This window comes from Achromobacter pulmonis (assembly GCF_002885955.2).
GTDB lineage: Bacteria > Pseudomonadota > Gammaproteobacteria > Burkholderiales > Burkholderiaceae_B > Achromobacter > Achromobacter pulmonis_A.
In genome coordinates this window covers 61,930-79,155 of the sequence record NZ_POQS01000005.1, presented here as the reverse complement: position 1 = coordinate 79,155, position 17,226 = coordinate 61,930, and the positions used below count along the sequence as shown (strand labels likewise).

Annotated in this window: 20 protein-coding genes; 3 read left to right on the top strand and 17 right to left on the bottom strand. The window is 62.8% G+C overall.

What is annotated here, in order from left to right; genetic code table 11:
• Positions 1 to 166: 166 nt before the first annotated feature.
• The gene (locus tag C1I89_RS19220) at positions 167 to 823 is read right to left on the bottom strand and encodes a substrate-binding domain-containing protein (protein WP_003149848.1); all 657 of its coding nucleotides are present in this window, start codon (positions 821 to 823) and stop codon (positions 167 to 169) included.
• A 119-nt stretch (positions 824 to 942) separates the two neighbouring features.
• On the opposite strand from C1I89_RS19220, the gene C1I89_RS19215 reads away from it, so the two are divergent.
• Positions 943 to 1,236: a helix-turn-helix domain-containing protein gene (locus tag C1I89_RS19215; protein WP_003149846.1), complete on the top strand. Its 294-nt coding sequence runs from the start codon at positions 943 to 945 to the stop codon at positions 1,234 to 1,236.
• Between the two features lie 21 nt (positions 1,237 to 1,257).
• On the opposite strand, the gene C1I89_RS19210 is transcribed toward C1I89_RS19215, so the two are convergent.
• The 16 genes from C1I89_RS19210 to ccmA all read right to left on the bottom strand — a co-directional run bounded on the left by C1I89_RS19210 (position 1,258) and on the right by ccmA (position 14,883).
• Positions 1,258 to 2,148: a LysR family transcriptional regulator gene (locus tag C1I89_RS19210; RefSeq protein ID WP_004350675.1), complete on the bottom strand. Its 891-nt coding sequence runs from the start codon at positions 2,146 to 2,148 to the stop codon at positions 1,258 to 1,260.
• 37 nt (positions 2,149 to 2,185) lie between these two features.
• A complete protein-coding gene (locus C1I89_RS19205) occupies positions 2,186 to 2,509 on the bottom strand; it encodes a hypothetical protein (RefSeq protein WP_003149844.1) in 324 nt (107 codons plus the stop codon).
• Between the two features lie 31 nt (positions 2,510 to 2,540).
• Positions 2,541 to 3,917, bottom strand: coding sequence for a dihydrolipoyl dehydrogenase (locus tag C1I89_RS19200; protein WP_004350672.1), 1,377 nt, complete (start codon positions 3,915 to 3,917; stop codon positions 2,541 to 2,543).
• A 42-nt stretch (positions 3,918 to 3,959) separates the two neighbouring features.
• A complete protein-coding gene (locus C1I89_RS19195) occupies positions 3,960 to 4,766 on the bottom strand; it encodes a sulfite exporter TauE/SafE family protein (protein ID WP_004350669.1) in 807 nt (268 codons plus the stop codon).
• 90 nt (positions 4,767 to 4,856) lie between these two features.
• Positions 4,857 to 5,630, bottom strand: a complete 774-nt coding sequence (gene dsbG / locus C1I89_RS19190; protein ID WP_003149839.1) for a thiol:disulfide interchange protein DsbG — start codon at positions 5,628 to 5,630, stop codon at positions 4,857 to 4,859.
• A gap of 2 nt (positions 5,631 to 5,632) precedes the next feature.
• Positions 5,633 to 6,469: a TlpA disulfide reductase family protein gene (locus C1I89_RS19185; protein WP_004350666.1), complete on the bottom strand. Its 837-nt coding sequence runs from the start codon at positions 6,467 to 6,469 to the stop codon at positions 5,633 to 5,635.
• Positions 6,469 to 8,322, bottom strand: coding sequence for a protein-disulfide reductase DsbD (gene dsbD / locus C1I89_RS19180; protein WP_004350664.1), 1,854 nt, complete (start codon positions 8,320 to 8,322; stop codon positions 6,469 to 6,471). Before dsbD ends, C1I89_RS19185 begins: the two co-directional genes overlap by 1 nt.
• Positions 8,323 to 8,404: 82 nt before the next feature.
• On the bottom strand, positions 8,405 to 9,286 hold the full coding sequence (ccmI, locus tag C1I89_RS19175) for a c-type cytochrome biogenesis protein CcmI (RefSeq protein ID WP_003149835.1): 882 nt from the start codon (positions 9,284 to 9,286) through the stop codon (positions 8,405 to 8,407).
• On the bottom strand, positions 9,283 to 9,738 hold the full coding sequence (locus C1I89_RS19170; protein ID WP_003149833.1) for a cytochrome c-type biogenesis protein: 456 nt from the start codon (positions 9,736 to 9,738) through the stop codon (positions 9,283 to 9,285). Before C1I89_RS19170 ends, ccmI begins: the two co-directional genes overlap by 4 nt.
• The gene (locus tag C1I89_RS19165; RefSeq protein WP_003149830.1) at positions 9,735 to 10,259 is read right to left on the bottom strand and encodes a DsbE family thiol:disulfide interchange protein; all 525 of its coding nucleotides are present in this window, start codon (positions 10,257 to 10,259) and stop codon (positions 9,735 to 9,737) included. Before C1I89_RS19165 ends, C1I89_RS19170 begins: the two co-directional genes overlap by 4 nt.
• Positions 10,256 to 12,217, bottom strand: a complete 1,962-nt coding sequence (locus tag C1I89_RS19160) for a heme lyase CcmF/NrfE family subunit (RefSeq protein ID WP_003149828.1) — start codon at positions 12,215 to 12,217, stop codon at positions 10,256 to 10,258. Before C1I89_RS19160 ends, C1I89_RS19165 begins: the two co-directional genes overlap by 4 nt.
• 3 nt (positions 12,218 to 12,220) lie before the next feature.
• Entirely contained in the window at positions 12,221 to 12,667 is a 447-nt protein-coding gene (gene ccmE, locus C1I89_RS19155) for a cytochrome c maturation protein CcmE (protein ID WP_003149827.1), read from the bottom strand.
• A complete protein-coding gene (gene ccmD / locus C1I89_RS19150) occupies positions 12,651 to 12,842 on the bottom strand; it encodes a heme exporter protein CcmD (RefSeq protein WP_003149824.1) in 192 nt (63 codons plus the stop codon). Before ccmD ends, ccmE begins: the two co-directional genes overlap by 17 nt.
• Positions 12,839 to 13,576 (bottom strand): heme ABC transporter permease CcmC, encoded by a 738-nt coding sequence (ccmC, locus tag C1I89_RS19145; RefSeq protein ID WP_003149822.1) that lies wholly within the window; start codon positions 13,574 to 13,576, stop codon positions 12,839 to 12,841. Before ccmC ends, ccmD begins: the two co-directional genes overlap by 4 nt.
• A 12-nt stretch (positions 13,577 to 13,588) precedes the next feature.
• Positions 13,589 to 14,275, bottom strand: a complete 687-nt coding sequence (gene ccmB, locus C1I89_RS19140; RefSeq protein ID WP_003149819.1) for a heme exporter protein CcmB — start codon at positions 14,273 to 14,275, stop codon at positions 13,589 to 13,591.
• Positions 14,272 to 14,883 (bottom strand): cytochrome c biogenesis heme-transporting ATPase CcmA, encoded by a 612-nt coding sequence (gene ccmA / locus C1I89_RS19135; protein ID WP_004350655.1) that lies wholly within the window; start codon positions 14,881 to 14,883, stop codon positions 14,272 to 14,274. Before ccmA ends, ccmB begins: the two co-directional genes overlap by 4 nt.
• Positions 14,884 to 15,063: 180 nt before the next feature.
• On the opposite strand from ccmA, the gene C1I89_RS19130 reads away from it, so the two are divergent.
• Together C1I89_RS19130 and C1I89_RS19125 are read left to right on the top strand one after the other, a co-directional pair.
• Positions 15,064 to 15,732, top strand: a complete 669-nt coding sequence (locus tag C1I89_RS19130) for a response regulator (protein WP_003149815.1) — start codon at positions 15,064 to 15,066, stop codon at positions 15,730 to 15,732.
• Positions 15,729 to 17,114 carry an ATP-binding protein gene (locus C1I89_RS19125; RefSeq protein ID WP_003149813.1) on the top strand — a complete coding sequence of 462 codons (1,386 nt, stop codon included), beginning with the start codon at positions 15,729 to 15,731 and terminating at the stop codon, positions 17,112 to 17,114. Before C1I89_RS19130 ends, C1I89_RS19125 begins: the two co-directional genes overlap by 4 nt.
• Positions 17,115 to 17,226: the final 112 nt, after the last annotated feature.

Below are 17,226 nucleotides of genomic sequence, written 5' to 3'. Positions count from 1 at the left end.
GCGCTACATCTGCACCGCCTGCATGAGTTCGCTCAGCACGCTGTGCGGGAGCGAAGGACACGGCGCCGGTATGCGCCGTCGAGAAATCGAGCAGACGATCATGCATGTCCAGCAGATCGCCGGACGCCTGGCGTCTGCACATCAGGGAACGCTCAGCGCGGGCGCGCTATCGGGTATTCGATTGGACTGCACTATCCTTGGCTACCTGCATCGCTCTGCGCTCGAACCGCTCAGAAACCGCGTTAGTTCGTCCTTTGAGGCGCTGCAGATGAGTCACGACCTCGTAGGGCCCCTCGGCCAGCGGCCGGGCGGTGATCCCCCATGCATCAGCGCGCTCGATGCGCGATTGCGCGGTGATCCCGACACCATAGCCAGCGCCGACCCATAGCGCCAACATGTCGAACGAGGTCACATGCTGGACGCTCTGCCGGCTTAAAGACGGGAGGGATGACAGCCGCTGATCCAGTAGTGAGCAGCTTTCTGCCGGCCAGCGAAACACGGGGTAGTCCAAAAGTTCGGCGATCGTAAGCTTTGTCTGGGCGAGCAAGGGGGACCACAATGGCATGGCAACAGCGATGTTCTCGATCCACAAGGGTTGGCTTTTCAGAGACGGAGCGCTTACGGCCCGAAGCGACATTCCTGCGTCGTAACGACCTTCATCAATGCCCGTCACCAGGTCGTCACTTGATGTCTCAAAGAACGCGATAGTGATTTCCGGCTCTTCCGCGCGTTGCAGGGCGAGAAGCGAGGAGAAGCATGAGGATGGCACCCCAGGTGCTATCGCAAGCCTGAGATGGGGAAACTGGCTGGTGGCATCATGCATGCGAGCCCCCAAAAAGTGTTCTGGCCGAGTAGGTGAACTTGCATCGTGGTCAAGAGTGAAGTTTAACGCCGTTATCTTTAACGTGGTTAATTTTGGCAGATTGTTTGACGCTTCTGCTAATGCAGAAATCAACCATTCAGCCAGGCCGTCCTTCTGGCACAACAACGTATGAATCCGCAGCGGCGACAGCTTTCGGACAGGCCGTGCGCGCTGCGCGCGTCGCACAAGGAGTCGCGCAAGACGAGTTCGCATCTCGGGCAGGCATTTCGCGCTCGCACATGGGCAAGATCGAGCGTGGAGAGCACGTGCCCACGCTGCCCCTCATACTGAAAATTTCAGTAGCACTTGGGATAAGCGCGGCTGAATTGATGGCGGCCACCGAGCGCAATCTTCGTGCCGAAACCGATCTTTGAGGGTGTCTGCCAGCGGGGCCTTCAGCCGCTCGCAGAGTCACGTAGGCGAACGATGAACCGCTCCAGCGAAGCCGACAAATCACTGCTGTCGGCCCGCAGCAAGTAAGTCGTGATGACGGCTGAATCGATGGCCAGGGGACGGATCACCACGTCCGGGCGTTGGCAAACCGGAATCTTGCTCGCCGCGAGAAAGCCGATACCGTAACCAGCACCGACCAAGGTGAGCATCATGTCCAGCGAGGACACCTCCTCGACGACGTTCAACTTGTGCTCAAGCACCTGCAGCAGTCGTGTCAGTTCCCGGCAGTAGCCCTCGCACGCATGGGGATCGCACAAGACCAGTGGATGGATCCCGACTTCTTGGAGCGGGACCTTTTTGTGGGCGAGCAGTGCGTGCCGTGCCGGCACGGCAATGACCAATGGATCTCGCCAGATGGGCTCAGCCCGTATGTCGTCGCCGACGTCGGCCGTATGCGCGAATCCGATCATGAAATCCCCGGACCGCAGGCCGCGCAACTGCTCGGCCAGCGGAACCTCGGACAGCCGTATCTCGATCTCCGGCTCCTCCGCGCGGCACCGGGCCAGAAATGCCGACAGGCGAGCATCGATTGCCCCGTCGGAAATCGCGATGCGCAGACTGCCTCGCAAACCTGCTGCCACGGCCTGGGCGTTTTCGCGTGCCTGTTCGAGCACGGTGAACAATCTGCGGATATCTTGAAGAAAGACAACACCCGCCGACGTCAGCACGGTTCCACGGCGGTTCCGGTCGAACAGCACGACCCCTAGCTCGTCCTCCAGTTCTTTGATGGCACGGGACAAGGGGGGCTGTTCGATGTGCAGGCGCTCGGCGGCGCGCGTGAAATGCAACTCTTCAGCCAGGGCCATGAAATAGCGCAGATGTCGTAATTCCATGGTCTCAGCCCCCCCATGCCGAACCGGCAGTCGCGTGCTACGCCCGTATGTAGATCCATCCCGCTTGCTGCATGCGCGCCATCTCGATAACAGCAGGCCCGTCCAGTACTTCGAGCGGCTCTCTGTTGTCCCTGCCGATCCGCGAAAGTGTGTTCGGGCATACCCAGGTGAGCGCGTCGAGGTCGGAAGGTGCCGTGTCCAGGGCGGCGGCGACGGCTTGCGCGTTCGCAACGATGCGCACATCGGCATCGGGCGCCGCGCGCTTGAGATTGGTTGCATTGCTTCGCGCACGCTCAAAGGCTTCTGCCGTCGGTGCGTGGAGGATCACTTTCAATGTGGGGCGCTGGGTGTCTTGGGTCATGGTCGGTCGGTGGTGCAGTCAGAAGGGTTGTTCACGGGCGCATCTGCTGGGATGCGGATTTCAAGGCGCTTTGCAGCATCTCCTCGATGGAGGGGTGGTAGTACGGCATGGCCAGCAGATCGTTGACGGTCTGCTTCGCCTGGATCGCCCAAGCGATCAGGTGCGCCAGGTGCTCGCCTTGCGTCAGGAGCATGCTGGCACCGAGCAAGGCGCCTGAGCCGGGGTCGGCATAGATGTGCAGCAGGTTTTCCGGAGCACCAAGAATCTTGGAGCGCCCGTTGCCGCTGCCTTCCGCGGTGCCGACGACCGCGCCTTCCTGCACCGCCGCCTCGTAGGTCATGCCGACTGCGCACGCATCCGGGTCGGTGAACAGGATCGTGATCGGCACGCGCCGGGATGCGCCCGGCCAACTTTCGCCGCGCAAGCTCGCCAGTGCGGCTTGCGCTGCCATCTGACCCTCGTCCGCGGCCTCGTGCATCAGAGGGCGATCCGGCTGCACATCGCCTGCGAAGAAAATCGGCACCTGGGACGGCCCGCAGGCCTGCATGGTCGCGGGGTCGATGCTCGGTCGGCCAGCCTGATCCAAGGAGATGCCGGCCGCGGCGAGATCGAGCGCCTCGGTATTGGGTTGTCGTCCCGTCACGACGAGAAGCCGATCCACGAGCGCGTCGCGCTCGCCGGCGCGCATGCGCACCTGGTCGCCTTCAAGGCTGACTTCGACGGCGGCGCCCAACCACATCGGCAACTCGGTCTCGAACCTGGCGATCGCCCGCTCCAGGACATCGGGGTCCTGGATGCCGCCGATGGCGTCTTTCTGGTCTGCCGCGACCACCTGCACATCCAAGCGAGACAGGGCCAGGCCGAGTTCCAGCCCGATGGCGCCCAGTCCCAGGATTCCCATCCGTGCGGGCAGGACGCCCAGGTCGAACAGGGTATCGGTGGTCAGGATGCGGGAGGCAACGCCGTCGAGCGCTTTGGGGACCACCGGGCGAGAGCCCGTCGCCACGATGAAGGCGCTGGCCTCGATCCGTTGTTCACCTGCCTGCAAGATGCCCGGCGCGACGAAGCGCGCTTCGGCCATGATCAGGCTCTCGCCAGCCGCCTTGCGCGTGCGCTCCGCGGCGGCGCCGGCCAGCGCATCCCTGGTCTGGCGGGCGTGGGACCATAAGGCCTGCGGCCCTTGGGTCGATGGCGTGGCGCTCGCTGCCAGTGCCTTGGCGACCTTCCAGTGCATGCCGGCATGCAGGGCCGCCTTCGAGGGCATGCATCCGACGCGCGCGCAGGTCGTCCCCAATGGCCCCCGATCGATCAGAACCACCTGTTTGCCTGTCGCTTTCAGCGCATGGAATGCGGTGCTGCCAGCGGTTCCCGCGCCAATGATGGCGACATCTACTTTCCTTGTCTGCATTGAATTTTCCCGTCCACAATCAATTAATCGAACATCGGACCTCTAGCCAACATTGCGCATGAGCATGAGGGCCGCCACGGCCACGCAGGTGATCGAAAACACCCGCTGGAGCATCTTTGAGGGAATCCTGCGTGCCAGAACACGGCCGAGCGACATGCCCACGAGCGCCGTGAGAACGAATGTCCAGGCGGGCGCGGTGAGCGTCATGCCATGACTCCACGCGATGAACACGGTTACAGCGGACAGCAGCGCGATCACCATGAGCGAGGTCGCGACGATGCTGTGCATGCGCAGCTCGCTGAAATGCGCCAGAGCCGGGACGATGATGAATCCGCCGCCCACCCCCAACATGCCCGTGGCCAAACCGGAGACGATGCCGATGCTCCCCAGCGTGGTCGCTGTTCGCACGTTCCAGACGAAGCGGCCGGTGTCCTTGGAGATCTTGCAGACCCGGGCTGGCTCGTCAGCCAGATCGTCCTGCGTCTGGCTGCCGCGAGATGACATGAACATCCGGTAGGCCACCACGAGCATGATGGCGACGAAGATCAGGTTCAGCCATCGAGGCGAAAGCCAGTGGGCAAACTGCACGCCCAGCGGAGCCGTCACGGCGCCGGCAGCCGCCAACATCATCGCTGCCTTGTACCGAACTACCCCCTGGCGCAAGCCCTGCAAAGCGCCCAGGGTCGCCGCTGCTCCCACGGCGAGCAGCGCCACGGGCGCGGCCTGACGGATGTCCATGCCCAGGCCGAACACCAGCGCCGGCACCGCGAAGATGCCGCCGCCGGCGCCAGTCAATCCCAGCACGGCTCCGATGATGAGGCCCAGCACTCCACCCGTCAGCGAGAGCATAGTGAATGATCCTTTGTGCAATTTCCGTTGAGCAGCCTGAGATGCGGGCTGAGAGAAGCGGCCATCAGGTTCGGCGCCTGGGCGGCTGGTTCAGCGCGGCCCCAGCACTTCACCCAATTGCGCCCCTCGCGGCATGCCGTTGTACTTCTTGAGGATCCCATTGGGGCCGCGTACAACGATGCCGGGCGTCCCCCGGAAGCCGGTGCTCGCCATGAGTGCCAGGTTGTCATCGAGGATCTTGCGCACATCGGCAGGCACGCTCTTGGCTGGCGTAATCCCGCCCTGGCCAAACTGCCGCTCGTTCGTCAACAACGCCGCACTCCGGTCAGGCGCGCCAAGAATGGCCGCGGCTTTGGCCGGGCTGTCATCCTTGATGATGCCTACCAGAATGTGCCGCAACTGGACCTTGCCGGAATCCACCCAGGGGCGTGCAGCTTCCCAGAAGGCGTTGCAATAGGGGCAGTTGGCATCGCTGAAGGTGTAGATGACGCGCGGCGCATCTGCCTTGCCGTCCAGCACCCAGGTGGACGACTGCAGCTGCGACCATTCCTTGTCGCTGACCGGCTTGGCGGCCAGCTTTTCCAGGTCCGCTTCGTCCATTGGCTCGCCCTTGGCGTTCAGGCGAGTTCCCACGATGGCATTGCCATCGCTCGTGATGTACACGGCAATGGGCCGGTCACCCGCGACGGCAGCGAAGGCGCGCAGACCGCCGCCGACCTTGAATTCCTGCGTGACGGTCAGGCCCTGACCTTCCAGCGCCTTGAGGACGGCCGGCTTGTCAGCCGTCTCTGCCTTGCTGCAGCCGGTGACCACCATGAAGCTGGCGGCCAGCAGGAACGAAATGTGCGAGCGTTGTGCAAACATGGTTACTCCTTGTCTGTCTTGATCTGTTGGGCTGGCGCGAATCGGCGCGACACCGTGTGTTTGAGGCTGGCCATCGTGAGTTCGCCCAGATGGGTATCCACCAGGCGTCCTTGCTCATCGAAGAACAAGGTGGTGGGCAGGCCTCGCGATGCGACGGCCTGCATGGTCTGGGAAGCGGGGTCGAGCAGCACATCCTTGAGATGCAGGCGTTCGCTCTCAAGAAAGGCGCGGGCTTGCTGGGCGCTCTCTCCCTGGTTGACCATGACAAAAGCGATATCGGGATACTGCGCTTGTGCCTGCTCGAACACCGGCATCTCGCGACGGCATGGTGGACACCACGACGCCCAGAGGTTGAGCACGACGGGCCGCCCAGCATAGGAATTCAGGACGACTGGCTGTTCATCGAGCGTTGCGAGCGTCAACGCTGGCAACGGCGGTGCCGAGCGCTGCAGCAGAGCCAGTACGCCCCCGGTAGCAAACCAGGCTGCGAGTCCGACCGCAACTCCCGCCAATACAGGCCGGCGCAATGCCCGAACCGCACGGGTGCGCCACCAGATGAGCGCCAGCGCTGCCAGGACACCGACCCACCACGAAAAGCCTTGGTCGCCAATGGAAATCATGGACATCGGCGACTGCGCGTACTCTTCCCACCATTGCGCGATGTAGCCGAGGCGAGCCGCCACAAACCCCACAAAAGCGGCGTCCAGCAACATTCCGCCGGCCGCCTTGTACGGAGAGTCGGGCAACCGCTTGGCAACCATGCGCGCCACCGCCCAGGCCAGCAGGACGGCCAGGAAGACGGCAACGACTTGGACGGAGAACGGACCTACGCTGATCATCAGGAACCTGCCTTGTCCAAGCGCACCAGGAAGGCGCGGGCATCGATCTCACCGACGACGCGCAGGTCCCGGCGTTCCGTACCGTCCGGGCCAACCAGAATGAGCGTGGGCGGCCCCATGACACCCCAATGCTTGAGCAAGGCCTGATCGGTCGCATCATTGCGCGTCACATCTGGTCGCACGACCTGCATCCGGGCCAGGCGGGACGCGACGGCGGGGTCGCCGAATACGTTGCGTTCGATCACATGGCAACTGACGCACCAGTCGGCGTAGAAGTCGATCAGGGTCCATTGGCCGCGCGAAGCGGCCTGTGCCAAATGCGCATCCACGTCCTCGACCGATTTCGCCTGCAGGTAAGCGACGCCGCCCGCCGCCGGTGCTGGCGAAGTCGAACCACCGCGCAGGTGGGCCAGCGGCTGCAATGCCGATTCGCCGCCAGAGGCCGCGCCGACCAGCATCAGGATGGACCACAAGCCGGCGAAGACGGCGCCGGACCGCAGCGACCATGCCAGCCGATGCTTCGCTGCCACGGCCTGGCCCCACGCGATCAGGCCAATCGCCACCGACAAGACCCATGCGCCCCACAGAACCAGGCTGACCGTGCCGGGCAGGAAGCGCGTCAGCATCATCACGGCCATGCCCACCATGACGTAGCCGAATGCCACGCGCACGCGGTCCATCCACGCGCCAGGCCGTGGCAGGACCCGGGCACCGAACACGGCGATGGCCAGCAGGGGCAGTCCCATGCCCAAACCCAGCGCGAACAAGGCCATGCCACCGTAGACCGCGCTGCCGGTCTGCCCGATGTACAGCAATGCGCCTGCCAATGGAGCGGTCATGCAAGGCCCGACCAGAAGCGCCGAGAGGAAGCCCAGCGCCGCCGCGCCGGAGATGCTCCCGCCCGAGCGATCTCTACCGGCGGATTCGACCCGATTGATCAGCGCCGAGGGCATCTGCAGCTCGAACAGGCCGAACAGTGAACTCGCCAGGACCAGGAACAAGGCTGCAAACGCTCCGAGCAGCCAAGGCGATTGCAGTGTGGCTTGCAGGTTGGCCCCGGCCAAGCCAGCGGCCACGCCCACCGCGGCGTAGGTGCCCGCCATCGCCAGGACATAGGACAGAGAGAGGAAGAAAGCCCGCCGCGGCTTGGCCTGGCTGCCGACGACCATGGTGGAGACGATGGGGATCATCGGGAGCGAGCATGGTGTGAAAGCGAGCAGCAAGCCGAAGCCAAAAAACAGCAGTGTTCCCCACACGGGGCCCAATGCTGCTAGGCGCTGCGCTGCCGCTTGATCCTCTGCCACCTCGGTAGCTCCGCCCAAGCTGACTGTGTTGGTGGAGGTCAAAGCCGAACTCCGCTGTACGGAGTCATTGCCGGTCGGGGATGTGCCGGCCACCACTGCCGGCAATGCCACATTCATGGTCTGCGGCGGATAGCAGATACCTGCCTCCGCGCACCCTTGCCAATGCAGTGTCAGCGGGCCGGGGGCGGTGGCGGGAAAGCGCAGATTGAGGGCATCGCCCGTATAGATTTCCGTATCGCCAAAGAATTCGTCGTGTTTGGCTGTTCCTGCCGGAAGCGTCAGGCTGACTTCATGGCCCTGCGCATCGACCAACTTGATGGCATGGCGATAAACGTAGTAGCCATCGGCAACGTGTCCAGCGGCCGAGAACGAATCGCCCTGCTGCTGCACAGCGTCCAGCTTGAGAACTTCGGCAACGTCCAGAAATTGCCGCTCGCTGCGGCCCCAGGAGGGAAAAAGGCCGTCCGCCCACGCACTGCCGACCGCACAACCACACAGGAGAAAGATCGCTACGATGCGCCGATAAAAAGCCAAATCCGAGTCCTCCAAGCAAAGCTGCCTGGATCATGCGATGACCCGATTAAGCGAAACTAAAGGTCCCCCCAATGGCCCGTGGGGGACGGGGATGCCATCAAGGCTTTGCGCTTGGCTCTGGTGATCGACCATGGGCGAGTTCCGCCTGCTCCGTCCGGGCCCGTTCAATCCCGGCCGCGACGACTTTCGCCGCCTCGGAATCGGGGGGCATCATCCCGAGCAGCTTCTCCCAGTGCGCGATGGCCGTTTGATAGTCCCGGCGCTGCACCGCAGCAGCGCCGGCCAGAGTCAGAGGCAGGGCTGCATTGGGATCGAGCGACAAGGCGCGCTCAAGCAGACGAGTGGGCTCTCCCTCAAAACCGGAGCCACGGATTCTGGACAGCGACTCCGCGTACTCCGCCAACGCCTGTGGATCGTTCTGGACCAGCTCATTGGCGTGGGTGAAGGCATTGACGGCTTGCTCATGATCGCCGAAGTAACGGTAGGAACGCGCCAGCATGAGCCAGCCTCCAGGATCATCGGGGTGCTGGGCCAGCCGTGCCTGAAGAGAGGCCACCATTGCTTGCACATCGGTTTGCGTCGTCATGCTCGCGCTGCGAACCTGTGACGGGTCCGTGGCGGCCGGATTTCCCAGGTACGAATAGGTGAGCGCTGTCGCGATCGGCAGCAGAATGGCGACAGTGATCGCTGCCCGCTTGCTTCCAGCAGGCGGCCCCAATTTCAACGGAGGAGCAGCAGTTTCATTCAGCGCTCGCCGCTGAAGATCAGATCTTGCATCGGCCAATTCATTGGCCGACAACGTGCCATTGATGTGGTCTCTCTCCAACTCCGCCCATTGATCGCGCAGTACCGCGACGTTCACGCTTTCAGGGGCAACTTGGTCGCTCGCACCATGTCCCCCTCGCCAGAGAACGAAAGAAAGCCATATCGAGACGCCTCCCACGAGCACCGACGCCAGAGTCAGGAAAACGATGCTCATGTTTCGTCCAGTACATTGTGTGGCGGAGCCAGCAGCGCGTCCGCGTGTCTGCGCTCCTCTTCATTGAGTGCAGCATGCTTCGGCTTGCGGTTTCGGCTGCGCAGATTCATGACCAAGACCACAATGCCCAAGGCAAGCACCACGAACGGGCCAAACCAAAGCAACATCGTTGTCGGCTTCAAGGGCGGGCGATAGAGCACGAAATCGCCGTATCGCTCGACCATATAAGTCCGGATGTCGTCATCGCTCTTGCCGGCACGGATCTGCTCGCGGATCTGTTGGCGCAAGTCAGCGGCAAGATCGGCCTGCGAAGCTGCAATCGATTCATTCTGGCAAACCAGGCAACGTAACTCGGATGCAATGCCCAGCATTCGGTCCTCGGCCGCTTGGTCGCTGGCCCAGACCGGAGCCGTGAACAGAAAGAAAAACAATGCCACCCGCCAGAGAATCATTTCTCAAGCTCCCGCACCAGCGGCAGCAGCTCGCCGCGCATTTCCCCCGCGTCAATCGCCCCGGTGTGCTTGTAGCGAATGATGCCTGCCTTATCGATCACATAGGTTTCCGGCACGCCGTACACCCCGAAGTCGATGCCGACCGCCCCATGCGCATCGGAGACCGTCGTTTCAAAGGCATTGCCATTGCGCCGTAGCCAGGCGATGGCGTTCTGGGGCGTGTCCTTGTAGTTCATGCCGACCACCGAAACAGCATGCCTGCTGGCCAATTCGGTGATGACAGGATGCTCCTCAAGACAGGGCGCGCACCAGGAAGCCCACACGTTCAGTACCCAAACTTTCCCGATCATGCTCTCGGATGAGAAGGTCAGGTCCGGAGCTTGCAGTTGCGGAAGGCTGAAGCGCGGCGCGGGCTTGTTGATCAAGGGCGATGGCACCTCGCTGGGCTTGAGCGTCAGGCCCACTGCGAGGAACGACACCAAGACAAGGAATCCGAGCAGCGGCCATAGGAAACGGTTCATGATGCGGCCTCGGGCAATGGCGGAGCGACGTGTTGACGGCGAGGCTTCAGACGGTATCGACGATCGCTGATGGCCAAGCCACCGCCAAGCGCCATCAGGATGCAGCCGATCCAGATCCAGTCAACGAATGGCTTGTGGTAGACACGAACGCTCCAAACACCGTCGCCGAGCGGTTCGCCGAGCGCCGCGTAGACGTGGCGCAGTCCGTTTGCATCGATCGCCACCTCGGTCATCGGCATCTGCGAGGCCGGGTAATTGCGCTTTTCCGGATGCAGCCGACGCAAGACCTTGCCGTCGCGCGACAGTTCGATATCGCCTATCTGCGCCACGTAGTTGGGCCCCCGCGTGCTTCTGACGCCGATCAAAGTGAGGTCGTAGCCGCCGATGCTGACGGACTCGCCCTGGGCCAATCGAACGTCTCGCTCGGTCTCATACCCACTGACGATGGTCACGCCAGTCACGAATACCGCGATGCCCAGATGCGCCATATGCATCCCAAGCCAACTGCGTGGCTGGGCACGCAACCCGCCGCGGGTGGCGCGCATTCGGCCGAAGATGCCCGTCACCACCGACACCGCAATCCACGTGGCGAGCATCAAGCCCAACGCCGCAGAAGCTGACCAGTGCCCCAGCACGAACGGGGCGGTCAGGCCCACCAGGGGTGCAGCAATCATCGGCACGCGCAACTGCCTGAAGATGGCACCGAACTGGGCGGCCTTCCAATTGGCGGCGGGTCCTACCGCAATCAGAAGCAACGCGGGGATCATCAATGGCACGAACACCGCATTGAAGTATGGCGGCCCCACGGAGAGCTTGCCCAGGCCCAGCGCATCGACGAGCAGTGGGTACAGCGTACCGAGCGCGACAGCGCCGGCAGTGACGACCAACAGCACATTGTTGACCAGCAGCAAGGACTCCCTGGAGACCATGTCGAACCGTCCTCCCATGCCGACCTTAGGGGCTCGCCATGCGAACAAAGCGAGCGACGTGCCCACAATGACCGTCAGCAGAATCAGAATGAATAACCCGCGTCGCGGATCGGTGGCAAATGCATGCACAGAAGTCAGTACGCCCGAGCGCACCAGAAAGGCACCCAAAAGCGAGCAAGAAAATGCGCCGATCGAGAGCAGCACCGTCCAGTTCTTGAAACTGGCCCGCTTTTCCGTCACCGCCAAAGAGTGGATCAAGGCGGTGCCCACCAGCCAGGGGATGAACGACGAGTTCTCGACCGGGTCCCAAAACCACCAGCCCCCCCAGCCCAACTCGTAGTAGGCCCACCAACTCCCCAAGGCGATTCCGACCGTCAGATTTGCCCAGGCTGCGGTGGCCCAGGGACGAGACCAGCGTGCCCACGTCGAGTCCAGTTGTCCGGCAAGCAATGCAGCAATCGCGAATGCGAAGGCCACCGAAAATCCGACGTACCCCATGTAAAGCAGCGGTGGATGAAAGATCAAGCCGATATCCTGCAGGAGCGGATTCAGATCCCATCCATCTTGCGGTACCGGGAAAAGTCGCTCGAAGGGATTGGAGGTCAACAGGACGAACAGCAGGAAGCCGGCCGTCACCAGGCCGAGCACGCCCAGAACGCGCGCCACCATGGCATCCGGAAGCTGTTTCGACAACCGGCTGACCGCATAGGCCCAGCCGGTCTGCATCAGCAGCCAGAGCAGGAGCGAACCCTCATGTCCGCCCCAGACCGCGGCCATTCTGTAGCCCAGCGGGAGCTGAGAATTGGAGTTTTGAGCGACGTAGGCGACCGAGTAGTCCTTCGCGACAAAGGCCCAGGTGAGCGCGGCAAAACCGACCATCACCAACAGGAATTGAGCGCGTGCAGCGGGGCGGGCGAACGCGATCCAGGTGAGGTTGGCTCGCGCCGCGCCGGCCAGGGCAAGAACACCTTGAGCGAGTGCCACGAACAAGGCAGCGATGAGGGCGAGGTGGCCGATTTCTGGAATCATGGGTCAAGGCTTCCTTGAAGCCGGCTTCTTCTGGACTTCGTCCAGCGCATGCTGGGCCTCGGGCGGCATGTAGTTCTCGTCGTGCTTGGCCAGCACCTCCTCGGCGCGAAAGAGGCCGGCACTGTCCAGCCGTCCTTGAACAACCACCCCTTTTCCTTCACTGAACAGGTCAGGCAAGATGCCCGAATACGTGACCGGGATTGCTTTGACCGTATCGGTGATGACGAACTGCACGGCAAGCTCACCACGCTGGCGCTTCAGACTACCTCGTTCCACCATGCCGCCGACTCGAAAGGTGCGCTCCAGTGGTGCCTCCCCGGCACTGACCTGCGAGGGCGTGAAGAAGAACACAAGGTTGCTCTGAAAGGCATTGAGCACCAGCGCGGTGGCGATGCCGAGGGCGGATAGCCCGGCGACGATGAGTGCGATGCGTCTATTTCGTGGCTTCACGCCGCGCCTCCTTGCCCAGCAATTCCGACTGGATGCGCCATAGCGCTGCTCGGCGCCGGCGCCGGAGCATTCGGCATTCAGTCCAGAGCAACACCACCGTCGTCAGGACGGATCCCCAAACGTACACGCCATATCCGCCCATCGCCAGGAACTCACCCACACTGGCCCAGTTCATCGCTTCACCTCCTCGATGTCCTGCAGCCAGCCGGCGTGATGTTCGCGTTCCAGGATGATGCAGCGCACACGCGCCAGCGCCGCCGCAGCCGTGTAAGCCCAGGCCGCAAGAACCATGATCAGCATGCCCAACAACATGACCGTCGCCATGGAGGGCGAACGAGTCAGCGATACCGAGGCGCCCTGGTGCAAGGTGTTCCACCACTGCACGGAGAAATAGATCACAGGGATGTTCACCACGCCGACCAGTGCCAGCACGGCGCCTGCCCGGTCGGCACGGCGACGATCTTCGATCGCCGACTGGAGTGCGATGAAACCGATGTACAGAAACAGCAGGACTAGTTCAGAGGTCAGCCGCGCATCCCAGACCCACCAGGTTCCCCACATCGGCTTTCCCCACAAGGCGCCGGTCCACAGAGAAAGGAAGGTGAACAGTGCACCCGTGGGGGCCAGCGCCGAGGCCATCATTGCCGACAGGCGGCTGTTGAACACCAGGCCAATGCCGGCCCAGAACGCCATCGCCAGATAGATGACCATGGACATCCATGAAACCGGCACGTGCAGGAAGATGATGCGATACCCCTCTCCCTGCTGGGCGTCGGTGGGTGCCAAGAAGAACCCCACATAGACGCCCGCGAGCGACAGCGCCGCGGCGGTCACGCCGAGCCAAGGGACGAGCTTCCCCGCGAGTGGGTAGAACGCCTTGGGAGATGAAAACTTGAACCAGTTGACCATACGCTTCGCTCCTCAGTACTCCAGTGCGATGCGCAGCGATGCACTCGCTGCGAATGGCGTGAAGAACGCCGCCAAGACGAACACGGCGGCGAGCAAAGAGAGGTTGGCCGACGCTCCCTGACCGATGATCGACGCATCGACCGCGCCGGCACCGAAGATCAGCACCGGGATGTAGAGCGGCAGCACCAGCACAGCAACGAGGACACCCCCTGCGCGTACGCCCAGCGTCAGCCCCGCGCCGACGGCGCCGATGAGGCTGAGCACCGGCGTACCGATAACGAGCGATGCGGTCAAAATCCAGAGGGACAAGGCAGGCAGGTCGAACTGCAATGCCAGCGCGGGCGCAAGCAAGGCCAAGGGCAAACCGGACAACAGCCAATGCGCCGCGATCTTGCCGACGACCAACATGGCCAACGGCGCTGGCGACAGCATCATCTGCTCCAGCGTGCCATCGGCGTGATCCTGCTCGAACAGGCGATTGAGCGAAAGCATGCTGGCCAGCAACGCCGATACCCACAGGACGCCCGGAGCGATCCGTCGGAGCATTTCGCGCTCGGGGCCGATACCCAATGGAAACAGACTGACGACCACGACAAAGAAGCAAAGAGGTATCAGCGCGTCTGACCTTCGGAGCAAGGCGAGCTTCAAGTCCCGGCGCATCACGACAAATACCGGATTGGCAACGAGGGGCCGGCTCATGCCCCCATCCGGACGGTCTGAGAAGTTTTCAAGGCCAGCTCCTGGTGACTCGTCAGAACGACCATGCCGCCGCGTGACTGGTGCCGATGGATCAGTTCACCAAGCCATCGCGCACCGAATTGGTCCAGCGCTGTGGAGGGCTCATCGAGAATCCACAACTTCCTCCTGTAGAGGAGCAATCGAGCCAGGCTTGCACGACGCTTTTGGCCTTGTGACAACATCCGGAACGGCAAGTGCCTGTGCTCGGCCAAGCCAACTTCGTCCAACGCTGATTCCACGCATTCCGTGGTGACCGGCTCACCAGCGATGGCGGCCGCGGCAAGCAGGTTGTCCAAGGCATTCAGGTCTTCTTTGAGTCCAATGCCATGGCCGTTGTAAACCAGTTCGCGTTGGTATTCACTCCACTGGTTGCGCAGCGGCTTTCCTTTCCACAAGACTCTGCCAGCAGCAGGCGTAGCGAACCCTGCAAGCGTTCGCAATAGCGTGGTCTTCCCGCTGCCGTTCTCGCCGTGCACCGACAGGCACTCGCCCGGCACGATCCGGAAAGTCAAATGGTCAAACAGGCGGCGCTCCCCGCGAACGCCCGCGAGATCGAGAGCTTCAAGCATGGGCCGGGTCATAGTTCATGCACATGGGCATCCCTGGAAGGTGCGCCCTCAAGGGGCAATCTTCAAAATCATGTCTTCTCCCGATTAACTGAGAATTAGCGGGAACTTGCGTCCTACCTTGCTGTCATTTCTGGCCTAACATGAGCGTGTCAAACAAGCAAATTCAGGTTGGTAGGCGCCATGCGAATACTGTTGGTGGAAGACGACAAACTGATCGGACGGGGGATCGTGGCCGGTCTGCACAAGCACGGCATCGCGGTGCATCACGTCGGCACCGCAGAAGAAGCCGAAGCCACGCATGCGGAAGACACCTTCCATGCCCTGGTGCTCGATCTCGGGCTGCCTGACCGGGACGGCATGGAGTTGCTGGCCAGCATGCGGGCCGTCGAACCTCAATTGCCCGTCCTGATCCTCACGGCGCGGGACGCCATCGAACACAGGCTCAAAGGGCTGCATGAAGGTGCCGACGACTACATGATCAAACCGTTCGACCTGCGTGAACTCGCAGCCCGGTTGCATGCGCTGGTCAGACGCACGCAAGGCCGTGCGGCCCAGGTCATCTCGGCCGGTCCCCTGCGGCTGGAGCCGGAGAGCGGGCTGGCCTGGTTCCAGGGCGAGCCCGTCTCCTTGTCGCGCCGCGAGGTCGATCTGCTGGCCCATCTCGCCAACGCCGATGGCCGGTGGGTCCCGCCCGACATGCTCAACGAGCGCTTGTACGGCCTCGGGGAAGAGATCGGCAGCAACGCGCTGAATGTGCATATCCACAACATCCGCCGCAAGCTCGGCGCCGAAGCCATCGAGACGGTCCGTGGGCTCGGCTATCGGCTGGGCTGGAGGCTTGCATCATGAGCCTGCGGCTGCGCGCCGTTCTGATCGCCGGCATTTCGCTGTTGGTTCTGTGGGGCGCTGCCGCCGGCTGGATGATGCGCGGCGTTCATTCCAATCTCGACCGGACCCTCGACGGTCGTCTTGCCATGTCGGCACGCATGGTGTCGGGGCTTCTTGAACGCGCCGCGCTGGCTCCGAATGCAGCGTCCAACGACTTCACCGAGGCGGTGCGCGTCAGCGGCAAGGAGGGCATCGCATGCGAAATCCGGTCTTTGCAGGGAGAGATCCTGGCACGAACGACCACCGGACCTCACTCGGAGTTCGAGTCACTGCCGGCCGGCTTCAGCACGCGGGACGTTTTGGGACATCAGTGGAGGGTCTACGTTCTTCGTGCCAATGGCTACCAGATCACGACGGCGGATCGCGTGGATCAGCGGGATATGCTGATCAACGAATTGCTAAGCGTGGCTGGCGTGCCCTTCTTGATTGCCTTCCTGGGCGGCCTGGCTGCCCTTTGGATCGGCATCGGACGGGGGCTCGCCCCCCTGGAGGCTCTGTCGCAGCAATTGCGCGACAAACACGCGGACGACACGTCCCCGATCGCCGTCAACCATTCACCCTCGGAACTGCGCCCGGTTCTGGACGCAATGAATGGGCTTCTCAAGCGCCTGGCACGGACACTCGCCAGCCAACGGGCATTCACCGACGCCGCGGCGCACGAGCTGCGCACGCCGTTGACCGTGATCGATACGCACCTGCAGGTGGCCCGGATCAGTGAAGGCGACGAGGTGGCGTCCTCTCTTTCCAGTGCAGAGGAAGGCGTGAAGCGGCTGAGGCGCACCTTGGACCAGATGATGATACTGGCCCGCGCCGAGACGTCTGCCGACAAGGCGGATGGTTGCACTTCGGTGGTCGCTTCCGTCGGCGGCGTGCTGGAACAGTGGAAGGCCGCAGAAAAAGAGCGCTTGTCGTTGAACGTCAGCGGCGAGGACATCGGAACCCCGGTGCCCAAGTCGATGCTGGAAACGGCGGTTCGCAATCTGGTTGACAACGCGATGCGCTATTCGCCGCGAGATACGGCCATCGAGGTGGGCGTGTTCCTGGATCCGAATGCACAGCAGTGTGTGATTAGCGTGTCGGACCGTGGCCCCGGGCTGACTGCCGAGCAGGCATGCCAAATTGGCCAACGTTTCTGGCGCGGTGATCAGGGCCGAAAGAGCAAGGACGGGGCGGGCCTGGGCATTTCGATCGTTCGGGCCATTGCAGAGAGATTTGGTGGGGCCCTGAATCTCGAACCCCGGGAAGGCGGAGGCCTGGTTGCGAAATTTCTCGTGCCCACCGACCCCGCACCCAAAAAAGGTCAAGCTAGGCCTGCAGGGCGTGGCTTGGATTCAAAACCGTAGGTTCGGACCCTGCCAGGGATAGCGCGGTCACAGCCAATGGACGCAGGCGTGCTGATGTGGTTCGCCTTCGTTCGATCCAGCGCCTGACTTCGGAGTAGGCATCCGCCAGGGA

Coding starts and splice junctions, on each gene's coding strand:
- C1I89_RS19220 (WP_003149848.1), bottom strand. CDS start 823: ATGCATGATGCCACCAGCCAGTTTCCCCATCTCAGGCTTGCGATAGCA.
- C1I89_RS19215 (WP_003149846.1), top strand. CDS start 943: ATGCAGAAATCAACCATTCAGCCAGGCCGTCCTTCTGGCACAACAACG.
- C1I89_RS19210 (WP_004350675.1), bottom strand. CDS start 2,148: ATGGAATTACGACATCTGCGCTATTTCATGGCCCTGGCTGAAGAGTTG.
- C1I89_RS19205 (WP_003149844.1), bottom strand. CDS start 2,509: ATGACCCAAGACACCCAGCGCCCCACATTGAAAGTGATCCTCCACGCA.
- C1I89_RS19200 (WP_004350672.1), bottom strand. CDS start 3,917: ATGCAGACAAGGAAAGTAGATGTCGCCATCATTGGCGCGGGAACCGCT.
- C1I89_RS19195 (WP_004350669.1), bottom strand. CDS start 4,766: ATGCTCTCGCTGACGGGTGGAGTGCTGGGCCTCATCATCGGAGCCGTG.
- dsbG (WP_003149839.1), bottom strand. CDS start 5,630: ATGTTTGCACAACGCTCGCACATTTCGTTCCTGCTGGCCGCCAGCTTC.
- C1I89_RS19185 (WP_004350666.1), bottom strand. CDS start 6,469: ATGATCAGCGTAGGTCCGTTCTCCGTCCAAGTCGTTGCCGTCTTCCTG.
- ccmI (WP_003149835.1), bottom strand. CDS start 9,286: ATGAGCATCGTTTTCCTGACTCTGGCGTCGGTGCTCGTGGGAGGCGTC.
- C1I89_RS19170 (WP_003149833.1), bottom strand. CDS start 9,738: ATGATTCTCTGGCGGGTGGCATTGTTTTTCTTTCTGTTCACGGCTCCG.
- C1I89_RS19165 (WP_003149830.1), bottom strand. CDS start 10,259: ATGAACCGTTTCCTATGGCCGCTGCTCGGATTCCTTGTCTTGGTGTCG.
- C1I89_RS19160 (WP_003149828.1), bottom strand. CDS start 12,217: ATGATTCCAGAAATCGGCCACCTCGCCCTCATCGCTGCCTTGTTCGTG.
- ccmD (WP_003149824.1), bottom strand. CDS start 12,842: ATGAACTGGGCCAGTGTGGGTGAGTTCCTGGCGATGGGCGGATATGGC.
- ccmC (WP_003149822.1), bottom strand. CDS start 13,576: ATGGTCAACTGGTTCAAGTTTTCATCTCCCAAGGCGTTCTACCCACTC.
- ccmB (WP_003149819.1), bottom strand. CDS start 14,275: ATGAGCCGGCCCCTCGTTGCCAATCCGGTATTTGTCGTGATGCGCCGG.
- ccmA (WP_004350655.1), bottom strand. CDS start 14,883: ATGCTTGAAGCTCTCGATCTCGCGGGCGTTCGCGGGGAGCGCCGCCTG.
- C1I89_RS19130 (WP_003149815.1), top strand. CDS start 15,064: ATGCGAATACTGTTGGTGGAAGACGACAAACTGATCGGACGGGGGATC.
- C1I89_RS19125 (WP_003149813.1), top strand. CDS start 15,729: ATGAGCCTGCGGCTGCGCGCCGTTCTGATCGCCGGCATTTCGCTGTTG.